Annotated in this window: 17 protein-coding genes; 6 read left to right on the forward strand and 11 right to left on the reverse strand. The window is 72.2% G+C overall.

What is annotated here, in order from left to right; genetic code table 11:
• Positions 1–5: 5 nt before the first annotated feature.
• On the reverse strand, positions 6–389 hold the full coding sequence (locus MA875_RS07875) for a hypothetical protein (protein WP_248241578.1): 384 nt from the start codon (positions 387–389) through the stop codon (positions 6–8).
• A 472-nt stretch (positions 390–861) separates the two neighbouring features.
• Between MA875_RS07875 and MA875_RS07880 the strand changes: the two genes are divergently transcribed.
• The 5 genes from MA875_RS07880 (at position 862) to MA875_RS07900 (ending at position 9280) form a co-directional block, all read left to right on the forward strand.
• Complete coding sequence (locus MA875_RS07880; protein ID WP_248241579.1) at positions 862–2490, forward strand: ABC-F family ATP-binding cassette domain-containing protein; 1629 nt, start codon at positions 862–864, stop codon at positions 2488–2490.
• A gap of 55 nt (positions 2491–2545) precedes the next feature.
• The gene (locus MA875_RS07885; protein ID WP_248241580.1) at positions 2546–7303 is read left to right on the forward strand and encodes an ATP-dependent helicase; all 4758 of its coding nucleotides are present in this window, start codon (positions 2546–2548) and stop codon (positions 7301–7303) included.
• The gene (locus tag MA875_RS07890; protein ID WP_248241581.1) at positions 7296–8069 is read left to right on the forward strand and encodes a DNA-formamidopyrimidine glycosylase family protein; all 774 of its coding nucleotides are present in this window, start codon (positions 7296–7298) and stop codon (positions 8067–8069) included. Before MA875_RS07885 ends, MA875_RS07890 begins: the two co-directional genes overlap by 8 nt.
• A 153-nt stretch (positions 8070–8222) precedes the next feature.
• A complete protein-coding gene (locus MA875_RS07895) occupies positions 8223–8630 on the forward strand; it encodes a transferase (RefSeq protein WP_179559830.1) in 408 nt (135 codons plus the stop codon).
• 38 nt (positions 8631–8668) lie between these two features.
• The gene (locus MA875_RS07900; RefSeq protein ID WP_248241582.1) at positions 8669–9280 is read left to right on the forward strand and encodes a LysR substrate-binding domain-containing protein; all 612 of its coding nucleotides are present in this window, start codon (positions 8669–8671) and stop codon (positions 9278–9280) included.
• 190 nt (positions 9281–9470) lie between these two features.
• Here the strand turns inward: MA875_RS07900 and MA875_RS17770 are convergent, their stop codons facing one another.
• The 4 genes from MA875_RS17770 to MA875_RS07920 form a co-directional block, all read right to left on the reverse strand.
• On the reverse strand, positions 9471–11921 hold the full coding sequence (locus MA875_RS17770) for a CHAT domain-containing protein (RefSeq protein ID WP_248241583.1): 2451 nt from the start codon (positions 11919–11921) through the stop codon (positions 9471–9473).
• Between the two features lie 146 nt (positions 11922–12067).
• Positions 12068–13741, reverse strand: coding sequence for a S8 family peptidase (locus MA875_RS07910; RefSeq protein ID WP_248241584.1), 1674 nt, complete (start codon positions 13739–13741; stop codon positions 12068–12070).
• A 54-nt stretch (positions 13742–13795) separates the two neighbouring features.
• Positions 13796–14266, reverse strand: coding sequence for a hypothetical protein (locus MA875_RS07915; RefSeq protein ID WP_248241585.1), 471 nt, complete (start codon positions 14264–14266; stop codon positions 13796–13798).
• Complete coding sequence (locus MA875_RS07920; protein ID WP_248241586.1) at positions 14253–14870, reverse strand: RNA polymerase sigma factor; 618 nt, start codon at positions 14868–14870, stop codon at positions 14253–14255. The genes MA875_RS07915 and MA875_RS07920 overlap by 14 nt, the downstream gene beginning before the upstream one ends.
• 78 nt (positions 14871–14948) lie before the next feature.
• Between MA875_RS07920 and MA875_RS07925 the strand changes: the two genes are divergently transcribed.
• Entirely contained in the window at positions 14949–15695 is a 747-nt protein-coding gene (locus MA875_RS07925) for a glutamine amidotransferase-related protein (RefSeq protein ID WP_248241587.1), read from the forward strand.
• A gap of 15 nt (positions 15696–15710) precedes the next feature.
• Here the strand turns inward: MA875_RS07925 and MA875_RS07930 are convergent, their stop codons facing one another.
• The 6 genes from MA875_RS07930 to xylA all read right to left on the reverse strand — a co-directional run bounded on the left by MA875_RS07930 (position 15711) and on the right by xylA (position 21846).
• Complete coding sequence (locus tag MA875_RS07930; protein ID WP_248241588.1) at positions 15711–16202, reverse strand: glutaminase; 492 nt, start codon at positions 16200–16202, stop codon at positions 15711–15713.
• Complete coding sequence (locus MA875_RS07935) at positions 16199–17419, reverse strand: cation:proton antiporter (RefSeq protein WP_248241589.1); 1221 nt, start codon at positions 17417–17419, stop codon at positions 16199–16201. The genes MA875_RS07930 and MA875_RS07935 overlap by 4 nt, the downstream gene beginning before the upstream one ends.
• A 49-nt stretch (positions 17420–17468) precedes the next feature.
• The gene (locus MA875_RS07940; RefSeq protein ID WP_248241590.1) at positions 17469–18413 is read right to left on the reverse strand and encodes a serine/threonine-protein kinase; all 945 of its coding nucleotides are present in this window, start codon (positions 18411–18413) and stop codon (positions 17469–17471) included.
• A gap of 48 nt (positions 18414–18461) precedes the next feature.
• On the reverse strand, positions 18462–19172 hold the full coding sequence (locus MA875_RS07945) for a GTP pyrophosphokinase (RefSeq protein WP_248241591.1): 711 nt from the start codon (positions 19170–19172) through the stop codon (positions 18462–18464).
• 52 nt (positions 19173–19224) lie between these two features.
• A complete protein-coding gene (xylB, locus tag MA875_RS07950; RefSeq protein ID WP_248241592.1) occupies positions 19225–20523 on the reverse strand; it encodes a xylulokinase in 1299 nt (432 codons plus the stop codon).
• A 135-nt stretch (positions 20524–20658) separates the two neighbouring features.
• Complete coding sequence (gene xylA, locus MA875_RS07955) at positions 20659–21846, reverse strand: xylose isomerase (RefSeq protein ID WP_248241593.1); 1188 nt, start codon at positions 21844–21846, stop codon at positions 20659–20661.
• Positions 21847–21873 lie beyond the last annotated feature (27 nt).

Below are 21873 nucleotides of genomic sequence, written 5' to 3' on the forward strand. Positions count from 1 at the left end.
GCGACTCAGTCCCCGCCGCCTCCGCCCCCGCCTCCGTCGAAGCCGCCGCCTCCGTCGAACCCTCCGCCTCCGTCGAAGACCCCGTCACGGGAGTGCCGGTCATCCGCGCCCGCGGCACCCGCGGCGCCGGCACCCGCCGCCTCGCCTCCGCCCGAGCGGTCGCGGCGGTCCGAGCGATCGGGGCGACCCGATCTGGGCGAACGGACGGCGGAGAAGGCCGAACCCATCGCCACCGCGATGCCGGCGCCGACGGCGACACCCACGCCGACATTGCCGAGCGACAGGCCGATGGCCAGACCCACGCCGAGCCCGATGAGGATGCCCCCGAACCACCCGAGCGCCCGCCGATCGGGGCGTCGACCACTCTCGTGGCTGCCGTGCTGCGTCATGGCGCCACGGTACGGCGACGCGTGGGCCGTCGCGTCCCCCCGCGGACGGATTCCGCTCCGCACACCGGAGGAGATCGGCGGACGGGAGGATGCGACAAACTGGTCGACTCCTCCGGTGCGTCGATCTCCTCCGGTGCGTCGCTGTCCTCCGGTGCGTCGCGTGGGCGGCCTGGCTCCCACGCCCACGCGCGACGCCGCGCGCCGCGCGACCCGTCAGAAAACGGCGGCCCGGGCGGCCGCGAGGCAGCGTTCTGCGACGGGTCGTGCCCGATCGAAAGTGGCCCTTGCGATCACCCGGCCCCCACCCGCTACAGTGTTCAGGTCCTGTTCCCGACGTGAGGAAAACCGGTGAAGGTATCCGACGGCTCCGCGTTCACGCGCTGACACCGTCGACCCGCCGCATCCGTCAGGTCTTCTCTGCCGCATCCCGGCGCCCGGTGTCTGTGCATCCCTCAGACACTCGGGAGGCCTCGTGCCGCAGTCATCCATTCACCCCTCTGTCGTCCTCGACGACGTCTCCTTCCACTGGCCCGATGGCACGGTCGCGCTCCGCGACCTCTCAGGCGCCTTCCCCTCAGGCCGCACGGGCCTCGTCGGGCGCAACGGCACGGGGAAGACCACGCTCCTTCGCCTGATCGGCGGTGACCTCACCCCGTCCGCCGGACGCATCCAGCGCAACGGAGAGGTGGCGACACTCGCGCAGCGCGTGACGCTCGACGTCGACACGCCGATCGCCGCGCTGCTGGGGGCCGCCCCGACGCTGTCGGCCGTCCGCGCCATCGAGTCCGGCGACGTCGATCCGCGCCACTTCGACGTCGTCGGCGACGACTGGGACATCGAGGCACGCTGTCACGCCGCCCTCGCCGAGGCGGGCCTTCGGCCCGACATGCTCGACCGACGGGTCGGTGAACTCTCGGGCGGCGAGGCGGTGCTGGCGGCGATCGCCGGCCTCCGCGTCGGCGGCGCGGGCATCACACTGCTCGATGAACCGACGAACAACCTCGATCGTGATGCGCGACATCGCCTGTACGACCTGGTCGAACACTGGCGGGGAACGCTCATCGTCGTCAGCCACGACACCGCGCTGCTCGAGCGCATGGACGACACCGCCGAGCTGTACGAGCACACCCTGTCGGTGTTCGGCGGCCCCTACTCGCAGTGGCGGGACTGGCTCGATGCGGAGCAGGGCGCGGCGCGCCAGGCCGAGCGCGCGGCCCGTCAGTCGCTGCGCCTCGAGAAGCGGCAGCGCATCGAGGCCGAGACGACGATCGCGCGGCGCAGGCAGATGGGTCAGAAGGCGTACGCCGAGAAGCGTGAGCCGAAGATCGTCATGGGTGCCCGCAAGCGCGCAGCGCAGGTGTCCGCCGGGAAACTCCGCGGAGAGAAGGCCGAACGCGAGGCGGCGGCACGCGACGCTCTGGATGCCGCGGGGCGGCGCGTGCGCGACGACGACGCGGTGCGCATCGACCTCCCCGACCCGGGAGTCGCAGCCGGACGCCGGATCGCCACGATCACCGGCGCCGAGCGCTCGTGGGTCATTCAAGGGCCCGAGCGGGTGGCCCTCATCGGCCCGAACGGTGCGGGGAAGACCACCGCGCTCGAGCGCCTGGTGGGCGGAGGCGGTCTCGTCGGCGACATCCGGCTCGAGCCTCACACCGACCGGATCGGCTATCTTCCGCAGCGGGTCGATGGGCTGGACGACGACGGTTCCGTGCTCGCGAACGTCGCCGCGTCGGCGCCGCACACGGGCACGGTGGAGCTGCGCAACCGTCTGGCCCGCTTCCTCATCCGGGGTGCGGCGGTCGACAGGCCGGTCTCCGCGCTGTCCGGCGGCGAGCGGTTCCGGGTGGCGCTGGCCCGACTGCTCCTCGCCGATCCGCCGCCGCACCTCCTCGTGCTCGACGAGCCGACGAACAACCTCGACCTCGACACCGTCGACCAGCTCGTCACGGCACTGTCGTCGTACCGCGGAGCGGTGCTCATCGTCAGTCACGACGACGACTTCCTCCGCCGCCTCGGGGTCGATCTCGTGCTCGAGCTTCGCGAGGGGGCGGTGCGGGAGACGGAGCTGGCCGTGGAGCATCCCGACGACGGCACGTGAGACGGATACGAGCCGAGCCCGCCCCGATGTCGGAGGGGCGCGGGAAGATGGGGGGATGAGAGACGCCTCGACGGTCGCAGCACCCGAGGTGCTCGGCCGCTTCGGTCCTGCGACCCAGGACTGGTTCCGTGGCGCCTTCGCCGAACCGACGGCGGCCCAAGCCGGTGCGTGGGACGCGATCTCCCGCGGCAAGCACGCCCTCGTGGTGGCGCCGACCGGGTCGGGCAAGACGCTGTCGGCGTTCCTGTGGGCCATCGATCGTATCTTCCGAGAGAAGGATGCGCCGACGAAGACCGCCGCTGACGCTCGCGGTCGCCGCCGCGGCGGCCGTGCGGCCCCGCCGGCGCAGACGCGCGTGCTCTACATCTCTCCGCTGAAAGCCCTCGGGGTCGACGTCGAGCGGAATCTCCGCTCACCCCTGGTCGGCATCGGCCAGTCGGGGCGGCGCCTCGGTCATCCCGTGCCGAACGTCACCGTCGGTGTGCGGTCGGGCGACACCTCCTCGAGCGACCGGCGGAAGCTGGTGACCGATCCCCCCGACATCCTCATCACCACTCCCGAGTCGCTGTATCTGATGCTCACCAGCCAGGCGGGCGAGACCCTGCGCGAAGTGCACACGGTGATCATCGACGAGGTGCACGCCGTCGCCGCCACGAAGCGCGGCGCGCATCTCGCGGTCAGCCTGGAGCGCCTCGATGCGCTGCGACGCTCCCACGATGCCGACGCCGCGCCCGCGCAGCGGATCGGCCTGTCGGCCACCGTGCGCCCCATCGACGAAGTCGCGCGCTTCCTCGGCGGTTCGCAGCCGGTCGAGATCGTCGCGCCACGATCCACGAAGGCGTTCGACCTTCGCGTCGTGGTGCCGGTCGAAGACATGCTCAATCCGCCGCCACCCCCGGGCGCACCGCCGGAGCAGGATGACGGCGGCGACGCGTCCGGCGATTGGTATGCGCCCGACTCCGCTCCGGAGGAGCGGACGGGGTCGCTGTGGCCGCACGTGGAGGAGGCCATCGTCGACCGTATCCTCTCCCACCGCTCGACGATCGTCTTCTCCAATTCCCGCCGCCTGGCGGAGCGGCTGACGGGACGACTGAACGAGATCTACGCCGAGCGCATCGGAGTCGATGTGCCCGACCCGACGGTGCCCGCCGCGATGATGGCGCAGGCCGGGTCGTCGGCCGGCGCGCCCGCCGTCCTCGCCAAGGCCCATCACGGCTCGGTGTCGAAGGAGCAGCGCGCCCAGGTCGAGGAGGAGCTGAAGTCGGGCGTGCTGCGGTGCGTGGTCGCGACCTCGAGCCTGGAGCTCGGCATCGACATGGGCGCGGTCGACCTGGTGATCCAGGTCGAGGCTCCCCCGTCGGCGGCATCCGGCCTGCAGCGGATCGGGCGTGCGGGTCACCAGGTGGGCGAGGTGAGCCGGGCCGCGCTGTTCCCGAAGCACCGCGGCGACGTGCTGCACACCGCGATCGTCACCGAGCGGATGCTCGCCGGCCAGATCGAGGCGATCGCCGTGCCCCAGAATCCGCTCGACATCCTCGCGCAGCAGACCGTCGCCGCGTGCGCACTCGGGCCGATCGACGTGGAGGGCTGGTTCGAGACGGTCAAGCGCAGCGCCCCGTTCCGCACCCTTCCCCGCTCCGCCTACGAGGCTACGCTCGACCTCCTGGCAGGGCGATTCCCGTCCGACGAGTTCGCCGAACTCCGGCCGCGGGTGGTCTGGGATCGTGACCAGGGCACGCTCACCGGTCGCCCTGGATCCCAGCGGATCGCGGTCACCAGCGGTGGAACGATCCCCGACCGGGGCCTGTTCGGAGTGTTCGTCGCCGGCGAGAGCAGTAACGCCCGCGTGGGTGAACTCGACGAGGAGATGGTCTACGAGTCTCGCGTCAACGACGTCTTCACCCTGGGCACGACGAGCTGGCGCATCGTCGAGATCACCCACGACCGCGTCAACGTCGTGCCCGCATTCGGGCAGCCGGGCAAGCTGCCGTTCTGGCACGGCGACGGGATCGGGCGCCCGGCCGAGCTCGGCGAGGCCCTGGGGAAGTTCTCCCGCGAAGTGACCTCGGCAGGACCCGAGAAGGCGGCCGCACGCCTCGATGCCGCGGGCCTCGACCCGCATGCGCAGCAGAATCTCCTCACCTACCTCGCCGAGCAGCGGGAGGCGACCGGGTCGCTTCCGACCGATCGCACCCTCACCGTCGAACGTTCCCGCGACGAGGTCGGAGACTGGCGCGTCATCCTGCATTCTCCTTACGGCATGCAGGTGCACGCGCCGTGGGCTCTCGCGGTGAACGCCCGCATCCGCGAGCGCCTCGGTGTCGAAGGAGCGGCGGTCGCGAGCGATGACGGCATCATCGCCCGGGTTCCGGATGCCACAGCGGAACCGCCCGGCGCAGAGCTCTTCGTCTTCGAGCCCGACGAGCTCGAGCAGATCGTCACCGACGAGGTCGGCGGGTCGGCGCTGTTCGCCTCACGGTTCCGGGAGTGCGCCGCGCGGGCGCTGCTGATGCCGCGCACCAACCCCAACCGCCGGAGCCCCCTCTGGCAGCAGCGGCAGCGCGCGGCGCAGCTGCTCGAGGTCGCACGTCGGTACCCGACCTTCCCGATCATCCTCGAAACCCTTCGCGAGGTGCTCCAGGACGTCTACGACCTCCCGGCCCTCCTGCGCATCGCCGCGAGCATCGCCGATCGGCGGATCCGTCTCATCGAGACCACGACGAGCCAGCCCTCACCGTTCGCACGCGACCTGCTCTTCGGATATGTCGGTGCGTTCATGTACGAGGGAGACTCACCCCTCGCCGAACGTCGAGCCGCCGCGCTGTCGGTCGATCCCGCGCTCCTCGGCGAACTTCTCGGCAAGGTCGAGATGCGCGAGCTCCTCGACCCGCACGTCATCGCCCAGTTCGAGCGCGAGGTGCAGCGACTCGACCCCGAACGCCGCGTCAAGGGGATCGAGGGCGTCGCAGACCTGCTGCGTCTCCTCGGCCCCCTCGACGCGGATGACGTCGCAGCCCGGCTGCAGTCGGACCACGGAACGGACGAAAACACCGGCGACGCGCCCGCCGATGCCCGGACCGCCCAGGCCCTCCTCGACGCCCTCGTCGACGCGCGACGCGCGATCCCGGTCACGACCGGCGGCGTCGCCCGCGTCGCGGGCATCGAAGACGCCGGCCGCCTCCGCGACGCCCTGGGGGTGGCTCTTCCCGTCGGCATCCCGGTGGCTTTCCTGGAGCCGCTCGCCGACCCGCTCGGCGACCTCGTGGCGCGGTTCGCACGCACACACGGGCCGTTCCGCACCGACGACGTGGCGACCCGTCTGGGCATCGGCTCCGCCGTGGCACGTCTCACCCTCCAGCGCCTCGAGGCGCAGGGGCGCCTGTCGAGCGGATTCTTCCTCCCCGTCGGCGATGACCGGACCGGGCGCGCCGAGGAGGCGGAGTGGTGCGACAGCGAGGTGCTGCGACGCCTCCGGATGCGTTCGCTCGCCGCCATCCGCGGGAGCGTCCAACCCGTGCCGCCCGATGCGTTCGCGCGGTTCCTCCCGGAGTGGCAGCACGTCACCCGCCCGCTGGAGGGCATCGACGGCGTCGCCGCCGTGGTCGAGCAGTTGGCGGGGGTGCCGATCCCCGCCAGCGCCTGGGAGTCGCTGATCCTTCCTTCCCGCGTCAGCGACTACACCCCGGCCCTGCTGGACGAACTGACCACCAGCGGCGAGGTGGTCTGGTCGGGCCACGGGTCGCTTCCCGGACGCGACGGGTGGATCGCGCTGCATCCCGCCGACATCGTCGCTCTCACCCTCGCGCCGGCGGAGGACGAGCTCGCCGAAGGGTCGCTGGAGGCACGCATCATCGAGGTGCTGGAAGCCGGGGGCGCCTACTTCGCCGCACAGCTGCGGGCGTTGACTGACGCGGAGAACGAGCAGTCCGTCATCGATGCGCTCTGGGCGCTGACCTGGACCGGGCGCGTCACCAACGACACCTTCGCCCCGATCCGCACCCTCCTCACCGGCGGCTCGCAGGCGCACCGCGTGAGCCGACGGGCGCCGCGCGCACGGATGTACCGCGGCGCATCCCTTCCCCGCGTGACACCGTCGGCTCCGCCCCGTCCGCCGGCGATCGGGGGACGCTGGTCTCTGCTCCCCGACCCTGAGCCCGACCCCGCGCTTCGCGCGACCGCGGCGGCGAGCCTGCTCCTGGACCGCTACGGGGTCGTCACCCGCGGCTCGGTGCAGTCCGAGGGGATGCCGGGCGGTTTCGCGCAGGCTTACCGGGTGCTGGCGGGTTTCGAGGAGGCGGGCCACTGCCGCCGGGGGTATGTGATCGAGAAGCTCGGCGCCGCGCAGTTCGCCGCGTCGAGCACGGTGGATCGCCTCCGCCACTTCGCGGCGGTCGCCGATCCGCCGCCGCTGGCCGCGGTCACCCTCGCGGCGACCGACCCCGCCAACCCCTACGGCGCCGCACTTCCCTGGCCGCGGGTGGAGGGCGTCTCCCACCGCCCGGGACGCAAAGCCGGGGGGCTCGTGGTCATCGTCGACGGACGCCTCGTGCTGTACGTCGAGCGCGGCGGGAAATCCACCCTCGCCTTCACCGAGGATGTCGCGTCGCTGCAGGCGGCGACGCGTGACCTCGCGGCGACGATCACGGCCCGCAGGCTCGACACGGTCACGATCGAGCAGGTGAACGGGTCGTTCGTCCTCGGTACGCCCGTGGGCGGCGCGCTCCGCGAGGCCGGTTTCGTCGAAAGCCCTCGCGGGTTGACGATCCGTCGCGCCACGGCGGCAGCCACCGCGGGATCGGGGCGCCGTGCCTGAGGGCGACACCGTCTTCCGTGCCGCGCGTCGACTGCACGAAGCCCTCGCCGGCCACCCCGTGGCGCGGTTCGATCTGCGGGTCCCGCAGGTCGCGACCGTCGACCTCACCGGCGAGGTCGTCCACGCGGTGGTCCCCCGCGGAAAGCACATCCTGCACCGCATCGGCGCCTGGACCCTGCACAGCCACCTCAAGATGGAGGGCGAGTGGCATGTGTACCGACGGGGTGGTCGCTGGCGTAAACCCGGATACAAGGCCCGCGCCATCGTCGGCACGACCGAATGGGACACCGTCGGATTCGACCTGGCCGACATCGCGGTCGTCCCGACCGAGCGCGAGGGCGAGCTCGTCGATCATCTCGGGCCCGACCCCCTGGCGCAGGACTGGGACCCCGCCGAAGCCGCGCGGCGACTCGTCGCCGACCCTCGCGAGATCCACGTCGCGCTGCTCGATCAGCGCAACGTCGCCGGGTTCGGCAACGAGTACGCCAACGAGATCCTCTTCGTCCGCGGCATCCTCCCCACCACTCCCGCGCCCGAGGTCGACACCGCGTCGCTCGTCGAGGTCGGGACCCGGATGATCCGGGCCAACCGCGATCGCTCCGGTCGCACGTTCACCGGAGACTCCCGCCCGGGGCAGAGCACCTGGGTCTACCGGCGGGAGGGGCGCCCCTGCAGACGATGCGGCACGCAGATCCGCGGCGGAGAACTCGGGGCGGATCCGACGCGGGAACGCATCATCTTCTGGTGCCCCGTCTGCCAGACCTGACACGCCGTCGCCGGCCCTCCCATCCGCTGCGTACCTCTGCGACGAAGACTTTGCAAGCCCCTGCATCCAATCGGGCTGATGCGAGGGAATGTATCTGTGCAGGGATCGGTTGTATCTGTACTCGGCGCAACAACCGCGCTGAAGGAGGAGATCGTGGGTAAGAACTACGTCGACATCGAGAACGACCAGGGCGAGACGCTCCGCTACCGCAAGCACGTCAACGGACGCGGACTGATCGCCCACGGCGCGAAGGTGCACCCGACTGCCATCGTCGAAGCCGGCGCCTACGTCGAACCCGGTGCGCAGATCGCGGCCGGCGCTCGTGTCGGACGCGGTGCGTGGATCGAGGCGGAGGCGCTCATCGGCCCCGAAGCCCACATCGCACCTCACGCCCACGTCGGTCCCGGTGCCGTCATCGGCGCCGGCGCCCGCATCGGCGTCCGGACGAACATCGGCGCGAACGCGCGGGTCGCGGTGAACTCCCTCATCCGTGACGACGAGACGATCGCCGACGGCGAGCGCGTCGCGACAGACCGGCGAGGCTTCCGTCTGGCCGCATGAGATCGGCGGCCCATCGGCGGCACGGCTAGCCTGAATCCATGGCAGCCCGTCCGTTCCGTCTCGGCGCGGTTCCCGGGGCGACCCCCGGAAAGTGGATCGGCATCTGGAGAGAGCGGATGCCACGGGTCCCGCTCGAACTGATTCCCGTCGCCGTTTCGGAGCAGCGACGGAGTCTCACCGCCGGCGAGGTCGATGCGGCGCTCGTGCGCCTTCCCCTCGACCGGGACGGACTGCACCTCATCCCGTTGTACGAGGAGGTCCCGGTCGTCGTCATGTCGACCGACTCGCACCTCAGCGTGGCGGATGAGCTGACCTCAGACGACCTGGCCGGCGAGACGGTCTACATCCCCTCCGACGACGTCCTCGGGATCGCGATCCCCGACGTCGTCGTGGCATCCTCGAGCGGCTCGCTCGACACGGCGGAGGCGATCGCCACGGCGGCCAGCGGCGCCGGCATCGTCATCGTCCCGATGTCGCTCGCCCGGCTGCATCACCGCCGCGATGCCACGTTCCGTCCGCTGACCGACGGCCCGCGGTCATCCGTCGGGCTGGCCTGGCCGGTCGACGACGTCGACGACGAGACAGGCGCGCACATCCAGACATTCATCGGGATCGTCCGCGGACGCAGCGCCCGTTCCTCGCGCACATGAGGCAGGGGTGCCGCGGACCGAAACCTCCGCGACACCCCTGGAAGCAGCACGGATCCTCACGCCCCGCGGGAGCGCGCCCCCCGGCAGATCCTGAGTGCCCCCCGGTCGGGCTTCGGCCGACCGCACTCATGCCGCTTCACAGTGTTGGAGCCCCACGCGGAGCCCCTGATACACCGCGGACGGATCTTCTTCAGAATCCTCGGCCGTGCACCTGGAACGGCGCGCGAATCCCCGTCCGGGCGGCCGCTCCTGCGAGCGCTTCGGCGGGTGCCTCACCAGCCGCGAGACCCTCGTGCATCGCGGCCAGCAGTTCGCACGCATCGTCGTCGGCCACCCGGACGGGCGCGGCGACGACCGACTCCGCTCCGCCGTGAAGCCAGATCCGCGTCATCCCCAGCGCCTCCTCCCCCCATCGCACGGAGGAGCGCCCCACCTCGCACGCCGAGAGCACCACCACGCGGGGGACCTCGGGGATGAGGTCGATGTCGTAGCCGAAGAGCACGCCGTCGGCGAGTTCGAGACCGGAGAAGAGCGGATTGTCGGCCGTGTGGCGCCCGTGCGCGGCGACGTGGAGGACACCGGATGACGCGGCGAGCTGGGCCGCCCCGCGCACCGTGGCATCGGCGCCGACGAGGGTCGCGGCCGACGGCCACGCGACCCGCGCCCGGGCCACCTCCTCCTCACCGCGCGGCACCCCCGGCCCGACCACGAATGCGGTCGACGCGCTCGGCGCGGACGCGGTGCCGGACATCGCCCGCACCCACCGGGTCGCGGACGTCGCCGCAGTGAACACGCGGCCCTCCATCGCCGGGAGCATCCCCCATGGCACCCCGCTGAGCATGCCGGGGACGGTCAGCACCAGTCGACGCCGATCGGTGCGCGTGAGCACGGGGTCGAGGAGGCCGGCGGAGAGCTCGGCGAGTCTGGTCTGCAGCGCGGACTGGACCACCGAGACCAGCGGCCCCGATCGCACGGCCGCCGCCATGTCGAGATCGGCCCGCAAGCCCGAGAGCAGAGCGCCGATCCGATCCGGACCCTCCAGCGCGACGAGGGTGTCGCGTGCGCTGTCGGACACCAGGACGGCCAGGCGCGAGCCGGTGTAGAGGAAGCTGAGCACGGCGGTGTCGGCGTCGAGCGCGTCGCGTACGTTCGGCAGCGTCGCGCGTTCGGCCGTCTCCCCGGCGCGCGTGTGGGCCCACTGCCGGCGACGCGCGCGCTCCCGCAGCTCGGCCGCACGCGGCTCGTCCAGCCAATCCGCGCCCGGACGTTCGGCCCGGATGGTGCGCAGCTCGGCGAGCTCGGCGGCCAGCTCCGGATCGGGAGGCGGGCGCAGCGGTGTCGACTGCTGACTGAGGTGGCGGGCGCGCTCGGCCCACTCGAACACGATCTCCGGATCGCGGGAGCGGAGGGCGGCGTCGAGACCGGCGTACATGAGGCGGGCACCGTGCATCGCCGCCGAGGTCTGCAGGTCGAGACTCCCGAACGAACCCGTCCAGGCGGCGAGCGTGTCTATCCCCTGGGCGGCGTGCCGGCGCACGTCGTCATAGCGACCGCGCCGCGCGGCACGCGTCGTCTTGACCTCGTGACCGATCAGTCGCACTTCCAGCGGGGCGTCGTCGCGGAGGCGGACCGGGCGCCGGTCGAGCGCCGGGTCGGCGGCGGCGGCCGTCAGGCGCAGCGCGGTCGCCTCGCCTCGGAAGCCCTCCCGTGCGAGGGCGGTGGCCAGCGTGTCCACCCTCTCTACCACCCCGTCCCGTGCGCGTCGCCGCGGCGACTGGATTCCGGCCCGCAGCCCGATGGCCTCGGCCCGGTGCGCCCAGGTGTCGTTCCCGAGCCGCTGGAATCTGCGGGATGCCGCGAGCGCGACCTTCCGCGCACGCTCCGGGTCGTGGGCGAGGAGCGATCGCGCCAGCTGGAACTCCGCCTCCGCCCGCGACTGGGGCATCCGGTGGGCACCGAAGACCGCCGCGACGCGCTCGAGCAGTCGCTCCGCTTCGGTGGTCTGCCCGGCCTCGCGCAGGACCTCGGCCCTGTCCATGTCTCCCACCGCGCCCGCAACGGGGGTGGTGGCTGCGGCGGGCCGGGCGATGAGCATCGCCTCGAGCGCCGTGACGAGGTCGCCCGACAGCAGGGCGATGTACCCGAGGTTGTGACGGGCGTGCGCCTCATCCGTGGCGAGGTCGGCGGCGGCGAAACGGGTGGCCGCCCACTCCGCGTCCGCCGCGGCTCCCTCGAGGTCTCGCCGCTGCATCCGACCGAGGCTTCGATTCATGCGCACCCGGGCGGCGGCGAGCGGATCGGTATCGTCGAGCGCCTCGACGGCCTCGCCGAACAGGCGCTCGGCCTCATCGAGTCGTCCGCCGTACATCGCCAGAGCCCCGAGCTGGCCACGGAGGATCGCGCGGGTGTGTGCGGTCAAGCCACGAGCCGCCAGCGCCTCGCGCAGCACCTCCTCGGCCTCGGACGGCGATCCGGTGCGCTGCAGCGCCAACGCGCGGGTGCCCTCGATGCGCGCACGGAGATCGGGGTCATCCGTGCGGCCGGTCGCCAGCGCGAGAACCGAGAGGGCCCGCGCGTACCGTCCGGAGATGCACAGCTCGACGGCGAGCCGGTGCAGATCCTCGGCGCTTCTCGTGGCCACCCTTCATCTTGGCGCAGACGCGATCTCGGCGCAGGGCAGGGGTTCCGGGCGGCGGGACCGAGGGGCGGGCACGCCGACTCCGGATGCCGCGAAGCGGCGTGTCGCTACCGGTCCCCGCCGTTGCGCACGGCCCCGTGCCGAGGAACTCAGGCGGGTGCCCGGGTCGTGCCCTTCCACTCCTTCTCCAGCTGCGCCCCGGCCTTGCGGAGCGCCTTCACCCGGGGGCCGGGCCTCTCATCGAGGGAGCCGTCCATGAGCCCCACCCCGACCATCTCGGCGAGCGCGCCGGCGATGTGCGGGGCGGCGAAGGAGGTGCCGCTCCAGATGACGAAGCCGCCGGTGAAGTCGTCGGGGTCGATGGTCTCGCGCCGGAGGCCGTAGCGGTCGTTGCGCGTGCCTGCCTGGATGCCGCCGTTCAGCGGCGGCGCGGAGCTGACCACCGCGACGCCCGGGGCGTACACGCGGACCCAGTCGCCGACGTTGCTGAAGAGGGCGACACTCCTGCCGTTGGGGTTGAGCGCCCCGACCGACAGGTGCGGCGCGGCGTCATCGGGGTCCTCCACGGTGAAATCGGCATCCGGCCACTTCCACAGCGCGGCGGGGAACGCGGGGCGATCGGTCGCATCGTTGCCGGCCGAGCAGACCACCGCGCAGCCGTGCCGGCGCGCGGCGACGAGGTACGTCACCAGGGTCTGGTCGAACTGCCCGTCCTCGGGCGTCTCGTGGTAGTAGCTCAGCGAGAGATTGAGGACGTCGATCGGCCGGCCACCCTCACCGCGGGCGTAGCGGATGACGAGCTCGGCGACCGCGCGCACCGCCTCGAGGAACTCCCCCTCGAGGAGGGTGCCCTGGCTGTCGGCGACGCGGATGGAGATCAGATCGGCGTCGGGGGCGATCTGGCGGATCACCCCGGCGACGAAGGTGCCGTGCCCCGCTGCCTGGTCGAGGAATCCGTCGAAGGGCCCTGACACGTCGCCGACCTCTTCGGGGTCGGTGGCCGCCCCCACGACGCCGACCGGGTCGCTGCCGTTGTGGAGATGACGATCGACGATGCTGTCGGGCAGCCACGCGTGCCGCCCGCATCCGGTGTCCATGAAGGCGACCACGGGGCGGCGCCCCCGGATCGAGTTGTCGTCGCGGCGGGGCGGGTCGCCGATGTAGGAGACCACCTCGCGGCCGCCCGACCCCGGATAGGCGTAGGAGCCGGGTCCGGGGGCGTTCGTCGACCCGTAGGGGTTCGTCGAGCCGTACGGGTTCGTCGACCCGTACGGGTTGGTGGAGCCGTACGGGTTCGTCGAGCCGTACGGGTTCGTGGAGCCGTACGGGTTCGTCGAGCCGTAGGGATTGGTGGATCCGTAGGGATCGATGGAGATGATGTGGTCCAGTCCCACTCCTGGGAGCGCCTTGTCGGACCGACCGCGCGCTCGCTGCAGCAGCCGCCACGCGTCGATGGGCGGAACGGGCTCGTCGTCGCGATCCGGCTGCGGGTCGGGGAAGATGCGGGCGACGAGCACGAGGGGAAGACCGAGCTCGCGGCGAGCGGTGCCCGCGCGCTCCCGCGCCGCCTCGTCGGTGAGGCGCTCACCCCTCACGGTCTCCAGACGAACCCCCCACCCGAAGTCCCCCGCGGCGCCGCGAAGGATCGAGAGGATCTCGTCGAGCAGCTCGTCGTCGGTCACGAGCAGGTGATCGGGGTCGTAGGCGGTCGGATAGGGCCGCACGCCCTCGACGCGCTCGCTCGTGGGATCGAGGGGCACCCCGCGGGGGCGGGCGGCGTCGACGCGATCGCGCCAGTCGGGTGTTCCGTCGGGTCGGACCATGGTGAAGCGTCTCCTCGATCAGGGGCGAGGCTGCGCCGATTCGGCGCAGCAGGATCAGATTTCGAACTGCGGGGTCTGGAACTCGCGGGGGTCGGCTTCCCCCGCCCCGGCGGGAAGCGACAGGCGGAGGCGGGTCAAGCCCGCGGGGACGTCGACGAAGGCGAATCGGCCGTGCTCGCCGGCATCCGTCGTCCACTCCCGCGCGTCCTGAACGAGCCGGATCGACAGCGGTTGGGCGTCGACCCAGCCGTCCACGCGCCGTCGGCCGTCCTCGGCCACCGACAGGTGCAGCAGCACATTCGTGCGTCCGTCGCTGAACTGCAACGTGGCCGTGTCGGTGTCGCCGCGGGTCGCCGCGAGCGTACCCTCGACGAGCGTCAGCAGCGCGTATTCGCGCGAGAGGTCTTCGACCGCCACGGCGGCGACCATCCGGTCGACCAGGCCCGCGGGCATCGGGTCGACCTCCTCCCACACCGCGCGCAGTCGCGCGAACAGACGGGCATCGGCGGAGTCATCCGTCGTCATCTCTGCCGTCCTCTCCTTCCTCTGCGAGGATCGCCCGCAGTTTGCCGAGACACCGCTGCCTCGTCGGACCGATGGAGCCGATCGGCATCGCGAGGTCTGTCGCGATGCGGGCGTAATCGGGTCGTTCGTCGAAGGCGACCACCCGCAGCAGGCGCTGACACCGTTCGTTGAGCTGGTTCACGGCGAGCCAGAGTCGGCGCGACGCGTCGTCGCGGAGCGCGGTCTGCTCGGCCGACTCGTGCGTCGGCAGGTGCGGCTCGAGGTCGTCGACCTCGGTGGGATCGGCCCGGCGCTGCTGGCGCCCGACCCGCCACGCCTCGCGGCGGGCGGTGGTGGTCAGCCACCCCGATACCGCCTGCGGCTCCACGATCGATTCGTGGCGCCGCACCAGGGTCAGCCAGGTCGTCTGCACGACGTCCTGTGCGAGCGCCGCGTCGACGCCGTACGCGCGGACGACGTGCCACAGGGTGGGGGTCATGAGTCGGACGAGGTCGTCCATCGCGCTGCGGTCGCCGCCGCGCCATCGCTGGAACAGGGTGGCGGCGAGCTCCCAACGCAGGGGGCGGGCAGGGTCGACCCCGGCATCCGCGTCAGCATGCGTCATAGCGCCCATTGTGGCCACACCCGAACAGAGGCACCACCCGGGCGTGTGATACATCCGAGCCCGACCTAAACTTCACAGGTGACCTCCGCCGATCTGCTCTACCTCTGCGCGCGGCCCCAGGAGGCGGCGGCGGAGGCCGAATACGCGTCGTTCCGCGCGGCGATGGGCGTCGGCCCCGAGCGGATGCACCGTCACGATCTCGTCCGCTCCCCCCTGCCCGACGGCGCGCTGGACGTCTACCGCGCCGTCGTGGTGGGAGGCAGCCCCTTCAACGTCGTCGATCCCGAGTCGACGAAGACCGACGTGCAGCGCCGCGTCGAACGCGACCTCGAGCGCGTCGCCGCTGCCGCCGCCGGAGGCGACGGGCTCGCTGCGATGTTCACCTGCTACGGCATCAGCGTGGTCACACGGCTCCTCGGCGGCGAGGTGAGCCGCGCGTTCCCCGAGGATGCCGGTCCGACGACCGTGACGGTGACCGCGGCCGCCCAGGACGATCCGCTGTTCGCCGCGCTCGACCCCGCGTTCGCCGCCCTTACGGGACACAAGGAGGGCACCGCCGCCCTGCCGCCGGGTGCCGTGCACCTCGCCGCGAACGAGGCCTGCCCCGTGCAGGCCTACCGGGTGGGCGACCGGCTCTACACCACGCAGTTCCACCCCGAGCTGACACCCCGGGCGTTCACCGAACGCATGCAGGTCTACCGCAACGACGGGTACTACGACGCCCGCGACTACGACGTCATCGCCGCCCGGGTGCTCGCGACCCCGGTGAGCGAACCGGCCCGACTGCTCGCCGCCTTCGGTGCCCGATTCGGCGCCGCCGCCTGATTCGCCCTGCGACGCTCAGGTCGCTCCGCCGGGCGGATCGACGAGCAGCCCGACCCGCTCGTCGAGGTAGCCGGCGAGCGGCACGTACCCCCCGGCGGCGCTCCACCGGACGCGTGGTTCCCCGTCCACGACCCTGACCGGACCGGATGCCGCGCCGCGGCCGATCGCGTCGAGGTCGAGCCGCTGCCAGCCGATGTGAACGGTCTCGCCCTCGGCGAATCCTCCCCGCCGGGCGGCTGCCGCGAGCTGCGCGCGCTCCCGCTGCGACTCCGCGGTGAAGCCGCGGCGCACCTCGGCGCGGGCGCGGAGGATGTCGCCGGTCACGAGAAGGTCGTCGTCGGTGAGGAGGAGCGTGCCGAGGTGCCAGGCCGATCCCCTGCGGACGATCCGGGGCGCGCGGAGGACGCCGAGCAGCCGCCGCGGCGGCAGCAGTTCCCCCAGCCCTTCGCGGGATACCCCGGCCAGCCGGGCCCGGGCGCCCGCGAGGAGGTCGTCGAGGGCGCTCACGCGGTGTCGGACATCGGGGCGGAGTCCCACTCGAGGCTGTCGCCGGCCGAGGTCGCGCGCTTCCCGCGGGCGATGGCGGCGAGGAGGGGGAACAGGAGCACCGAGAGCATCCCGGCCCCGACGAGCACCGCGGCGGTGGAACCCTCGAGAACGCCCTCGTCGACGCCGATGGTCGTGACTGCGACGATGATCGGCAGGGCGGTGGCACCCATGAACATCGTCGCCACCCGGTCGCGTGCACTCGAGCCCGGCGGCGCCGCGAGCATCGACGGAACCCCGCGGACGATCAGCAATCCGACCAGCGCGACGGGAACGGCGAGGAGGAGGAGCGGTTCGGCGATGAGGCTCGCCAGGTCGAACTCGATGCCGGTGTCGATGAAGAACACCGGGATGAGGAAGCCGAACGCCACCGCCTCGACCTTGGTCTCGACGTCTTTGCGCTGCTTCTCCCCCGCCCCCCGCATGAGGAGTTGCCAGATGACGCCGGCCGCGAACGCGCCCAGCAGCACGTCGACGCCGAGGATGACGCTCAGGACGACGAGTGCGGCGATGATGAGGAACATCACCCGGATGGCGAACTGTCCCGAGGTGTGGAGCGTGGCCGTCACGACCGTGTAGAGCGGGCCCTGCGGCATCCGGTACGCCAGCACCATCGCCCCGGCGGCGACCACAAGGAAGATCAGCAGCACGACGGTCGCCGTACCGATGTCGCGGCCGCCGAGGAACAGCGTGATGGCGATCAGGGGCCCGAACTCGCCGACGGTTCCCACCGCCATCACCGATCGGCCGAACGGGGTGCGCAGATCGCCGCTGTCGCGGAGGATCGGCACGAGCGCGCCGAGCGCCGTGGAGGCGAGCGCGATACCGATGATGACGCCCGCCTCACCCGGGGAGAGGACGAAGCCGATCCCGACGCCCACGGCGATGCTGATCGCCCAGCCGAGCCAGGCCAGTCGGCCGCTGCGTCCCCTGAGGGCGCTGGCCTCGATCTCGGAGCCGGCGATGAAGAACAGCGCCACGAGCCCGAACTCGCTGAGGAAGTCGATGAAGGCCGACTCGCCGACCCAGCCGAGCACCTGCGGCCCGACGAGGATCCCGAGGAGGAGCTCGAACACCACGATGGGCACCGCAACCCAGCGGCTGAGGCCGCGCACCAGCAGCGGCGCCCCCACGGCCACCAGCGCGATCACCACCGCGGCGATGTCCAACCCGTTCACGTCGCTCAGCGTAGCGAGCGACGGGTCGTCCGTCAGCGGAGAGCGCGGATCAGTCCCGGGGAAGGGCGTCGCGGGCCGTCTCGAGCGCGCGACGCGCGTCGCCGGCGCGCTCGGCGGCGGCGACGCGCGCGTCGACCGCCGCCTCGCGCGCGTCGGCGGCAACACGGGCATCCTTCTCGAGGCGGGCGAGCTGTGCGCGCAGCTCGTCGAGCCGTTCCGCCAGGTGTGCCTCGCGCTCGGTCGCCGCGGCGAGCAGTGCCTCCGCCCGCGTCAGTTCCCGCTCGGCCTCGCTCGCACCGCGTTCGGCAGCCCGCACCGCCTGCTCGGCGGCTTTCCGCGCCCGCCGCGCGGCGAGGTCGTCGGTCGTCCGCGCCGGACGGGCGGGAGCGTCGGGGACCCCCGGGATGCTGCCGCCCACCGCCTCGCTGAGGTCGACCGGGTCCACCCCGGTCGCCTCGAGGGGTCGGATCAGCCTGGCGGTGGCGACGGCAGCTCCCGCCCGCGGGTCGAGGAGCGCCGCGGTGATCGTCGCGGCGACGTCGTCGCGTGCCGCCCCGCTGAGGGTGACCCCGCGCTCGGCGGCAAGGGCCACCGACCGGCGGGCGAGCGCCTGCACGAGGGCTCGACGTTCGCGACCGAGACGCTGCAATTCCTTCGCGTCGAGGTCGTCCTGCGCCTCGCGGAGCGCGGCGGCGAGCTCCAGCACGTCGGTCAGCAGACCCTCCCTGGCGAGGAGATCGACAGCCCAGGCCGAGGCCGCGGGCTTGCGGAGAGTGCGGATCCGGGCACCGAGGGCGCGCGGCGCCGCCTGGGCGCGGGCGTTCCGCGCCGCCGTGAACTCCTCGGGACGGAGGGCGTAGAGTTCGACCGCGATGGCATCCAGCTCGTCGGCGACGGTCTTCGGCTCGTCGGCATCGGGGTCGCGCTCATCGGCATCGGGGTCGCGCTCGTCGGCGTCGCCGCGCCTCGCGCCGCCTGCGTCGTCACCGGCCATCGCCCCATTCTGCCCCGCCCCCGGCGACCGGGTCGGGCGGCGCGGCTGTCACACCGCGAGCGCGCCACGGTGCGGGGCAGGCGTCGGCTCGGCGGGCTGGGGCGACGCGTGCAGCTCGCGGTGCAGCCGTTCCATGCGTGCGTCGAGCTCCGCCGCGGTGTCCGCGGCATCCTTCAGACTCTCAATCAGCCCCTCGGGCACCTGGCGGTCGTACTTGTAGTAGATCTTGTGCTCCAGGCTCGCCCAGAAGTCCATCGCGATGGTGCGGAACTGCACCTCGACCGGAACGACCACGCGACCGGTGGAGAGGAAGACCGGCACCTCGACGATGGCGTGCAGGCTCTTGTAGCCGTTCGGCTTCGGGTCGGAGATGTAGTCCTTCACCGTGCGGACGGTCACATCGTCCTGCTGGGTCAGCAGGTCGAACAGCCGGTAGGCGTCGGTGACGAAACTGCAGGTGATGCGGACGCCCGCGATGTCGGTGATGTGCTCGCGCACGGCGGCGAACTCGGGTTCGATGCCCTTGCGCGCCACCTTGTCGACGATGCTGTCGGGCGACTTCACCCGGCTCGAGACATGCTCGATCGGGTTGTAGTCGTGCAGGTAGAGGAACTCATCGCGGAGGATGGCGATCTTCGTCTCGATCTCCTGCATGCCGAAGCGGTACTCCAGCAGGAACCGCTGCATCTCGTCGCGGAGCGCCCTCATCTCCGCCGGGCTCACCGAGATGCGGTCGTCGTCACCGAGGTCTGGGTCCATGGTGCGACGCTAGGGACGCCGGCTCTGAGCGGGCTGGGAGGAACCCTCCCGATCAGCGGATGCCGGCAGCCTGCCGCGCCGCGCCGAGCGCGACGTACTCACCGGGCGCCGGAACCTCGACGGGCATGCCGAGGACGAGGGGCGCGATCTCGCGGACCGCCTCGGACTGGGCGCCGCCGCCGATGAGCAGTGCCCGCCGGAGCGGCACGCCGAGGCCCCGCAGGGCGTCGAGACCGGCGCCAAGCCCTCCGAGCATCCCCTCGACCGCCGCGCGCGCGAGGTTCTCGCGGGTCGTGGAGGCGAGCGTCATGCCGCCCAGCGACGCGGTGGCGTCGGGGAGGTTCGGGGTGCGCTCGCCCTCGAAGTAGGGCACGAGGGTGAGGCCGCCCGCCCCCGGCGCAGCGGCGAGCGCGAGGCGGCTCAGCTCGGCATGGTCGACGGCCAGCAGGCGCGCGATCGCATCGAGCACGCGGGCGGCGTTGAGGGTCGCGACGAGCGGCAGGAAACGCCCCGTGCAGTCGGCGAAGCCGGCCACCGTGCCGGTCGGGTCGATCGTGCGCTCCTCGCTGACGGCGAAGACCGTGCCGCTCGTGCCGATCGAGACCACCACGTCGCCGGGTGCGGCCCCGAGCCCCAGTGCGGCGCCGGCGTTGTCGCCCGCGCCGCCCCCGACACGGCGGCCGTCGGCGTCGGTGACGTATTCGTCCGGGCCGAGCACCCTCGGCAGGTGCGCGGCATGCCCGAGCGCCGCCTCGAGCAGAGCGTGGTCGTAGCCGCCGGTCTCGGGATCCCAGTACCCGGTGCCGGAGGCATCCGATCGGTCGGTGACGAGTTCGTCGAGAACCGGACCCCGCGGCGACTCGCCCTCCGGGCCGAAGCCCCGCAGCCGCCACGTCAGCCAGTCGTGGGGGAGCGCCACAGCGGCCACGCGCGCGGCGTTGTCGGGCTCGTCGTCGCGGAGCCAGCGGAGCTTCGTGATGGTGAAGGAGGCGACCGGCACGAGCCCGGTGCGCTGCGCGAGATCGTCGGCGCCGAACTCGGCGATGAGGTCGCGCGCGGCGCCGGCCGAGCGGGTGTCGTTCCACAGCAGGGCCGGTCGGATGACGCGTCCTTCGGCGTCGAGCACGACCATGCCGTGCTGCTGCCCGCCGATGGCCCACGCGGCGACGTCGCCGATGCCCCCGGCGTCCTCGATCGCCGTCTGCAGCGCCTCCCACCAGGCGCCCGGGTCGACCTCGGTGCCCTCCGGGTGCGCGGCGCGCCCCTGCCGGACGACCTCGCCGGTGGCGGTGTCGACGATCACGACTTTGCACGACTGGGTCGACGAGTCGACCCCCATCACGAGCGCCATGGCTCTCCTCGCTTCACTTCACCACCCCCGCGAGAGTGCTTCTGGGCGCCGAGAATACGGGGTAACCCCGCATCCTCGGCGCGCAGATGCACTTTCGCGGGAGTGGACGGTGGGTGGGCGCGTCCGGTGACCGGGTCAGCGCGCGCCGAGCAGGTGCTCGGTGGCCAGCTGCTGCAGGCGGACGAAGCCGAAGCCGTGCCCGCCGAGGTAGGCCTGCGCGTCGAAGTCCTCGTAGGCCGAACGGTCGGCGAGCAGGTCGTCGTACGACTCCCCCGCGTTCAGCGTCGGCTGGGCGAGCTCGGTGACCTTGGACGCTTCGAGCGCCTCCTGCACCTCGGGGTCGGCGCGGAAGGCCGCGGCCCGCTCCTTCAGCAGCAGGTAGGTGCGCATGTTGGCTGCGGCCGACTCCCAGACACCGGTCTCGTCCTCGGTGCGCGAGGGCTTGTAGTCGAAGTGACGCGGGCCGTCGTAGGCGGGCACCCCGCCGGGGCCGCCGTTCTCGAGCAGGTCGACCAGGGCGAAGGCGTTGTGCAGGTCGCCGTGACCGAACACGAGGTCCTGGTCGTACTTGATGCCGCGCTGGCCGTTGAGGTCGATGTGGTAGAGCTTGCCGTGGTACAGCGCCTGCGCAATGCCGGCGGCGAAGTTCAGCCCGGCCATCTGCTCGTGGCCGACCTCGGGGTTCAGGCCCACCAGTTCGGGGCGCTCGAGCGAGTCGATGAAGGCCAGCGCGTGTCCGAGGGTGGGGAGCAGGATGTCGCCGCGGGGCTCGTTCGGCTTCGGCTCGATCGCGAAGCGGATGTCGTATCCCTTGTCGGTGACGTAGTCGCCGAGGAGGTTGACCGCTTCGCGGTAGCGCTCCAGGGCCGCGCGGATGTCCTTGGCCGCGTCGTACTCGGCGCCCTCGCGACCGCCCCACATCACGAACGTCTTCGCGCCGAGCTCGGCGGCGAGGTCGATGTTGCGGAGCACCTTGCGCAGCGCGAAGCGTCGGACCTGACGGTCGTTGGAGGTGAACCCGCCGTCCTTGAACACCGGCGCGGAGAAGAGGTTGGTGGTCACCATCGGCACGATGAGACCGGTGTCGGCGAGCGCGCCCTTCAGCCGGTCGATCTGCGTCTGACGCTCGGCGTCGCTCGAGCCGAAGGCGAAGAGGTCGTCGTCGTGGAAGGTCAGACCGTAGGCGCCGAGCTCGGCGAGCTTCTCGACCGCGTGGACGACGTCCAGGGCCGGGCGGGTCGGCCCGCCGAACGGATCGGTGCCGTTGTATCCGATGGTCCAGAGGCCGAACGAGAACTTGTCGGCGCGGGTGGGGGTGGGCATGGCGCTCCTTTGCGGGGAAATGTTGCG

It is taken from the genome of Microbacterium kunmingense (assembly GCF_023155745.1).
Lineage (GTDB): Bacteria > Actinomycetota > Actinomycetes > Actinomycetales > Microbacteriaceae > Microbacterium > Microbacterium kunmingense.